Below are 335 nucleotides of genomic sequence, written 5' to 3'. Positions count from 1 at the left end.
TTGGTAGCTCGTCGGGCTCATAACCCGAAGGTCGGCGGTTCAAATCCGGCCCCCGCAACCAAATATAGGCAGTCGCGTTTGCTGTTGATGTGCGGCCCCAGCGCAGTTGGTAGAGCGCAACCTGGCCACGGTTGGGGCCACGAGTTCGAGCTGCGTGTGTCGCTCCAGTTTGAAAGTTCTCACGGTACTTAACGGTGACACAATACGGACGCGGGGTGGAGCAGCTTGGTAGCTCGTCGGGCTCATAACCCGAAGGTCGTCGGTTCAAATCCGGCCCCCGCAACCAAATTTAGTCAATAGCGTTTGCTGTTGATATGCGACACTAGCTCAGTTGG

Annotated in this window: 2 tRNA genes; both read left to right on the top strand. The window is 57.0% G+C overall.

Going from position 1 to position 335, the window contains the following annotated elements:
* The first annotated feature begins 91 nt into the window (after positions 1 to 91).
* Positions 92 to 167: transfer RNA gene (locus tag HW45_RS02850), tRNA-Gly, on the top strand.
* A 42-nt stretch (positions 168 to 209) separates the two neighbouring features.
* A tRNA-Met gene (locus HW45_RS02845) sits at positions 210 to 286 on the top strand.
* Positions 287 to 335 lie beyond the last annotated feature (49 nt).

This window comes from Vibrio sp. ER1A, from assembly GCF_000733315.1.
GTDB lineage: Bacteria > Pseudomonadota > Gammaproteobacteria > Enterobacterales > Vibrionaceae > Vibrio > Vibrio mediterranei.
This window is presented reverse-complemented; position numbering and strand designations above follow the sequence as displayed.